Source organism: Amycolatopsis sp. lyj-346 (genome assembly GCF_046548975.1).
GTDB lineage: Bacteria > Actinomycetota > Actinomycetes > Mycobacteriales > Pseudonocardiaceae > Amycolatopsis.
Genome location: NZ_JAJPWT010000067.1, coordinates 1 through 594 on the forward strand (window position 1 = coordinate 1; position 594 = coordinate 594).

Here is a 594-nt window from a genome sequence, read left to right on the forward strand (position 1 = left end):
CCGACGAGGCCAAGCGGATGATCGACCGGGTCCGGACCTTCATCGGCTACCGGGAGTACCCAAAGTACGACATCGTCAGCCGCTACTTCGTCTACAAGCAGGCCCTCCTGGGAGAGGCCGAGCGCCTCGTGCAGGCCAACGTGCTCGCTGAGAAGGAAGACATCTTCTACCTCACGTTCCAGGAGCTCCACGACGTCGTGCGCACGCAGCAGGTGGATGACCAGCTCATCCGCCAGCGCAAGGACGCGTTCCGGTCGTACCACGCGCTCACGCCGCCCCGGGTGCTCACGTCGGATGGCGAAGCCGTCGCCGGGGCGTACCGACGCGACGACGTGCCGACCGGCGACGGCTTCGCCATCCGACGTGAGCATCGAAGGGCGCGCCCGCGTCATCATGGACATGGCCCAGGCTGATCTCGAACCGGGTGACATCCTCGTGACGGCCCACACGGACCCGAGCTGGACGCCCCTCTTCGTCGCCATCACAGGCCTGGTGACGGAGGTCGGAGGATTGATGACACACGGCGCAGTGATCGCACGGGAGTACGGCCTGCCGGCTGTCGTCGGTGTGGTAGATGCCACCCGGCTGATTCCC

At 66.3% G+C, this 594-nt stretch carries 1 protein-coding gene and 1 pseudogene; both read left to right on the forward strand.

The features are described 5' to 3' along the window. Positions 1-413, forward strand: a pseudogene (locus ACLJQE_RS44715) (hypothetical protein); the annotation flags it as partial. Beyond that, a partial coding sequence (locus tag ACLJQE_RS44720) for a PEP-utilizing enzyme (RefSeq protein WP_410645930.1) occupies positions 400-594 on the forward strand: 195 nt, incomplete at its 3' end. The pseudogene ACLJQE_RS44715 and the gene ACLJQE_RS44720, both read left to right, overlap by 14 nt.